Annotated in this window: 4 protein-coding genes; all 4 read right to left on the reverse strand. The window is 64.2% G+C overall.

Translation table 11 applies throughout. From position 1 onward, the window contains the following. Positions 1 to 20: 20 nt before the first annotated feature. Entirely contained in the window at positions 21 to 1601 is a 1581-nt protein-coding gene (locus WB528_RS06195; RefSeq protein WP_423887544.1) for an AMP-binding protein, read from the reverse strand. Next, the gene (locus tag WB528_RS06200) at positions 1594 to 2115 is read right to left on the reverse strand and encodes a (2Fe-2S)-binding protein (RefSeq protein ID WP_423887545.1); all 522 of its coding nucleotides are present in this window, start codon (positions 2113 to 2115) and stop codon (positions 1594 to 1596) included. Before WB528_RS06200 ends, WB528_RS06195 begins: the two co-directional genes overlap by 8 nt. After that, on the reverse strand, positions 2112 to 2924 hold the full coding sequence (locus WB528_RS06205) for an FAD binding domain-containing protein (protein ID WP_423887546.1): 813 nt from the start codon (positions 2922 to 2924) through the stop codon (positions 2112 to 2114). Before WB528_RS06205 ends, WB528_RS06200 begins: the two co-directional genes overlap by 4 nt. Continuing rightward, positions 2921 to 5889: xanthine dehydrogenase family protein molybdopterin-binding subunit (locus WB528_RS06210; RefSeq protein WP_423887547.1), on the reverse strand; the 2969-nt coding region annotated here is incomplete at its 5' end. The genes WB528_RS06210 and WB528_RS06205, both read right to left, overlap by 4 nt.

Consider the following 5889-nt stretch of genomic DNA (forward strand, 5'->3'; position numbering starts at 1 on the left):
GTTTTGGATTTGACATTCGCTTACGAACTCGTGGTTGGGCGACGAGCGAATGTCAAATCTACTCCACTTGAGGGCGGCGCGTGTTCGGGCTGATAGTCGCCTGCGACCAGCAGGCGGCGCAGCAATTTTCCCACCGGGGATTTCGGCAAGGCGTCGACAAAGACGAAACGCCGCGGCCGCTTGAAATCGGCAAGTCCCGACGTGCGGCAGAACTGATCGAGTTCGGCCTCGCCAATCTGCGCCTTGCGCCTGACAAAGGCGGTGACGACCTTGCCCCATTTTTCGTCGGGAAGGCCGACGACGGCGACCTCAAGCACGGCCGGGTGCAGCGAAAGGCAGCTTTCGATCTCGACCGGCGAGACATTTTCGCCGCCGGTGATAATCATGTCGTCGACACGGCCGGTCACGAAGAGATCGCCATCCCGATCGATGAGGCCGGTATCGCCGGTGAAATACCATCCGTCCCGCAGCGATTTCGCGTCCGCATCGGGCCGCCGCCAGTAGCCGTCGAAGGATTCATCGCCTGCCATGAGGGCAATGACTTCGCCCTCCTCTTCCGGCGCGGCCAGGTCCGACGCCGACGCCGCGTTCAGCTTCACGACCCTGATTTCCTGATTGATCCCGGCCCGCCCGGCCGAACCAGGCTTGGCCGGGGCGTTCTGGTCGACGGTGAAGGTGTAAATTTCGGAACTGCCGTAATGGTTGACGAACAATTCCGGCTGGAATGCCTCGTCGAGTTTCTTCAGGAGACCGTCCGTCATCGGCGCACCGGCGAAACCGAGCTTTCGCACGCTCGATATGTTGGCCGATGCAAATTCCCGGGCGTGAACCAGATCGTGGTACAGCGTCGGCACCAGATAGAGGTTGGTGACGTTCTCCGCCTCGATCAGATCCAGCGCCCTGGCCGCGTCGTAGCGAGGCAGGCACACAAACCGGCCGCCGATCAGCGACATCGCAATCAGCGAGCGAACGCCCATGGTGTGATAAAGCGGCATGACGCCGAGCGTGCGTTCGCCGTGCCGATAGAGATTTTGTGCCACATGGGCGACGCCGGCGGCGCGCTCGGCGCGATGCCGCCGCGGCACGCCTTTCGGTCGCGACGTCGTGCCCGAGGTATACAGCATGACCGACCAGTCTTCGGCAGCGGCTCGTGGAGATGCATCCGGCGCCCGTTCGCCGGCCATGCGCGCAAAATCGATCGCACCGGCATCTTCACAACCGACGGCAATGCGCGGCAAGTTTGACGCGCGTTTCGATCCAGCCACGGCCTGGGCGGAGACGCCCTGGTAGATAACGGCGCGCGATTCGGAATTTTCGATGCAGAAATCAAGTTCATCATTCTTGGCGCGCCAGTTGATCGGCGTGATCACAATGTCCGCCAACTGGCAGGCCCAGTGAAGGGTCGCAGCCGCCTCGCAATTCTGCAGGACCGTGACGATGTGATCGCCCGCCTTCAGGCCGATGCGGTCGAAGGATGCAACTACCGAAGAGATGCGCCGGTACCACTGCGCATACGTCAGTCGAACGCCGTCATCGACGATCGCCAGTGCTTGCGGGTCACGCGCAACGCTGCCGAGAAAGCTTGTCCCCAAATCAAGCATCGGATTTCTCCTTAGCTGAATCGCCTGCCATTTCCGCGGCGGCTTCCATCGCGGCGCGCACGATGGGCGTATAGCCGGTGCAGCGGCACAGATGGCCGGTCAGCAGGTCGCGGATTTCCTGCTCGGTTGGCCGGATGTTTTCACGCAGGAAATTGTCGAGCGACATCAGGATCCCCGCGGTGCAGAACCCGCATTGCAATGCGTGGTTACGCTTGAACGCGGCCTGCAGCGTGCTGAGACGGCCCGATGCGGGAGCAAGCCCCTCCACAGTCCGCACCGTACAGCCATCGATCTGAACAGCCAGCGTCAGGCAGGCGCGCGCCGGCTGTCCGTCGATTTCGACCGTGCAAGCGCCGCAGACGCCATGCTCGCAGCCGACATGCGTGCCGGTGGCACCGATCTGGTGACGCAGAAAGTCCGTGAGAAGCATCCGCGGCTCGGCCTCGCCGCTGGCCGGCTTGCCATTGAGAGAGAACTGAACGGCATGACGTTGGGCGGCGGGCAACCGGCTCATTGCAGCACCTTCCGCATGACATCGGCGCCGATCAGGCGCACAAGATCGCGCCGGTAGCGGGCGGAAGCATGGATGTCGTCGCGCGCACCAAGTTCATAGGCGAAGGCGTTCAGAGCATCGCCGAGCGCGCTGGCATCAAGACGCGGAAATTCTCGCGTCACCGGCATGTCGGCGACACCGCCGACGGCAAGGCGAACGCCGTTCTTTGAAGCAACCGCGGCGCAGGCGACAATGGCGAAGTCGCCGTGACGGCGCGCCACCTCGCGAAACGCGCATCCGCGCTGATCTGAGGGGAACGACACCGCCTCGATCAATTCATCGTCGGCACGGGTGGTGGCCATCATGCCGGCGAAGAACTCATCGGCCGGAACGCGGCGGCGGCGCTTCGCATTGCGCAGGTGCACCTCGCCACCGAGCGCGCAAAGCGCCAGCGGCAATTCGGCGCTGGGGTCTGCATGCGCGATCGATCCACAGACTGTTCCCCGGCTTCGGGTCTGGACATGGCCAGTCCATGGCAACGCCATCGCGACCAATGGCAACGCGTCGCCAAGTTCGGGCCACGCCAATAACGCCGCCTGGCGAACGCCGGCCCCGACGGTGACGTACCCGGCCTTGCGTTCGATCCGCGCGAGCTCGGGAAGCCGCATGATGTCGATCAATGTCTTTGGCTTGGCGAGCCGCATGTTGAGCATGGGCATCAGCGACTGCCCGCCCGCGATGATGCGCGCATCGCCGCCCTCGCTGGCAAGGCCAGCAAGCACCTCATCGAGATGTTCGGCGCGAACATAGTCGAAGGCGGCGGGTTTCATCGCTGCCCCCCGAGCCATTGCCGGAGCCTCGCCAGCAGCGACGACATCGTCGAAGCGGACGCGCTGCCGCCGGCCTGTCGCGCCAGCGCTGCAAAAAATTGTCCGATGATGACCCGCGCCGCGCCGTCCAGCAGCCGTCCGCCGATGCTGGCGACCTTGCCGCCGATGCCGGCTTGGTAGGCGTAGTGGATCGTGGTGCCACCGTCCGGCAAGGAATGAAGCGTGATAAGCCCCTCGCCATTGCCGAAGCCGAGCGCGCCCTCCGCGTGGCCTGAGAGTGTCACGGCCTTTGGCGGGTCAAGGTCGGACAGTTTCACGTCGGCCCGATAGCGCCCTTTCACGGGACCGATCCCGAGCGTTACTTCCGCGCGGAAATGGGTATCGGAGATCTTTTCAACGCCATGGCAACCGGGAATCACCGCGGCAAGCGTTTTGGGATCGAGCAGCATCTCCCAGACCTGCTGCACCGCAGCCTTGACGGTAGCTTCGCCCCCGCCGCGCAGCTTTCGATCGCCGCCGCGCTTTTCCTCGGCTTGCGAGGCTTGGCGTGCCGGTGGCGCCGGTTCGGCGCCGCGAACCAATTCGGCAAGCTTCGCGGGCACGAGCGGCAGAACAAGATCTTTCGCTCCAATCGCATCGGCCACCGCATTCGCGATGCAGACCGGGGTTGACATGCAATTGCCTTCGCCGACACCTTTCGCGCCAAGCGGCGTGAAGGGCGAAGGCGTCTCCATGTGAAGAATGATCGGGTTTGGAACCTCCGCCGTTGTCGGCAGCAAGTAGTCGGCGAGGGTGCCGGTCAAAAAGCTGCCGTCGTCGGCATAGGCATATTCTTCGTAAAGCGCGGCACCGACGGCCTGCGCGAAACCGCCGCGCACCTGCCCGTCGACCATGGCCGGATGCAGGATGGTCCCGCAATCATGCATGGTGACGTAGCGGTCGATCCGCGTTTGCAGCGTGGTGCGGTCGACCTCGACGCCGCAGAAGTCGAAAATGAAGCCGTGGCAGAGCGAGGAATTGATGTGATCGTCCTCGTCGGGGGCGGTCAGTTCCGGCGGAGACCAGAACACGGTCTCGCGGATGGTGTGGCCGACCCCATCGGGCAGCGCACCGGGCGACCAGTGACTGAGCGCGGCCAGGCGCGAGAATGAAAGCTTGTTGTCAGGATTACGCTTCGATCCGACATGGCCGCCCGCGAACGCGATATCGTCGGCCTCGGTATTCAACTGGCTGGCCGCGATGCGCTTCAGCCGCCCCGCGATGCGCTCGGCGGCGAGCTTGGCGGTGCCGGCAACGGCTGGAGCAAAACGGCTGGCATAATTGCCGGACGCAATCGACCAGGCATCCTTGGCGGTGTCGATCTGGGTATTGACCCGGATATCGGAAGGCTTCAGTCCGAACACGTCGGCGACGACCTGCGACAGGACGGTGCGATGGCCCTGCCCCTGCGGCACGGACGCGACATGAACCGTCACGCTTCCCACCGGATCGATCGCGACCGTCGCGGTGGCCTGCGCGCCATTCTTGGGGCCTGCCTTGCGACGCTCGGCGGGCGTCAGCACGGTCGTGATGTAACCCATATTCGATACGCTGGGCTCGACCACAGCCGTATAGCCGATACCGTAGAGACGGCCCTCGGCGCGGGCCGCATCGCGCCGCGCCTTGAGTTCGTCGAGCCCGCCGTCTCGCACGGCCAACCGCATCGCTTCCTGATAATTGCCGGAATCGAGCAAGGCTCCGCTTGCGGTCTTGTAGGGAAACGCGTCAGCGGGAACGAGATTGCGCGTGATCACGTCGAGCGGATCGAGACCGAGTTCAAGCGCGATGCGCTGAACCAGACGCTCCAGCGCGAAATAGACCTGCGGCCCACCGAAGCCGCGATTTAATCCGGTCGGTGTCTTGTTGGTGACGACGACGCGGTTGCGGATCTTCAAGTGGCGGATGTCGTAGGCGCCGGTCAGGTTGCCGTGCATGCGATAGAGGGTAGCGGGTTCGGGCGCCCGCAGATGCGCGCCGCAGTCTTCGACCTGATCCCAGTCAAGCGCGAGAATGCGGCCGTCTTCGGCAACCGCCGCGACCAGAGAAGTCGCGCGATTGGTGGCGGAAACGGAAGCGGTCAGGTGCTCGAGCCGGTCCTCGATCCATTTCACCGGCCGGCCGGCCGCACGCGCGGCCGCCGCGATCAACACGATGTAAGGGAATACGCCCTGTTTGACGCCGAAACTGCCGCCGGAATCCGGCGGCGTGCGCAGGCGCAGGCGATTGCCCGGCACTTTCAGGGCGCGCGACAGCACCGCGTGAATGCTGAAAGGTCCCTGAAAGTTCGCCAGCACATCGTAGGCGTCTTCGCCCGGATCGTAGTCGGCGACCACACCATAGGTTTCGATCGGCGTGCAGGAATTGCGCGGGTATCTGATATCGATGCTGACGCGATGCGCCGCCGACGCGAACGCCTTTTCGGGATCGCCGTAGCGGAACGAGCGATCGCTCGCGACATTGCCGGTGAAGCCATCATGAAGAACCGGCGCCTCGGAGCTCAATGCCTTCAGCGGATCGATCACGGCCGGGCGCGGTGCGTAGCGCACATCGATGAGATCGACGGCGTCTTCGGCGCGATAGCGATCGACGGCAACCACGATCGCTACGGGTTCGCCGACATAGCGCACGCGGCCGACGGCCATCGGCCAGCATTCAACCGGCGCCTTGACGCCCACCACAAGGCTTGACGTCAGCGCCTTGATATCCTCGCCGTGGAGAACCGCGACGACACCCTGCGCCTGCAACGCCTGCGAAACGTCGATCGAAACAATGTCGGCGTGAGCGTGCGGCGAGCGCAGAAATGCCGCATGCAGCGTACCGGGGTCAACGCCGACGTCATCCATGAAGCGGCCACGTCCGGCCAGAAGCGCCGAATCCTCCACGCGCGCAATCGACTGGCCGACCCACGACGAGCCGGACCCGGGAT

Source organism: Bradyrhizobium sp. (assembly GCF_049586575.1).
In the GTDB taxonomy this organism is placed as follows: Bacteria; Pseudomonadota; Alphaproteobacteria; order Rhizobiales; family Xanthobacteraceae; genus Bradyrhizobium.

Bases quoted from the DNA above. Each gene is read 5' to 3' on its own strand.
- WB528_RS06195 (WP_423887544.1), bottom strand. From the start codon at position 1,601: ATGCTTGATTTGGGGACAAGCTTTCTCGGCAGCGTTGCGCGTGACCCG.
- WB528_RS06200 (WP_423887545.1), bottom strand. From the start codon at position 2,115: ATGAGCCGGTTGCCCGCCGCCCAACGTCATGCCGTTCAGTTCTCTCTC.
- WB528_RS06205 (WP_423887546.1), bottom strand. From the start codon at position 2,924: ATGAAACCCGCCGCCTTCGACTATGTTCGCGCCGAACATCTCGATGAG.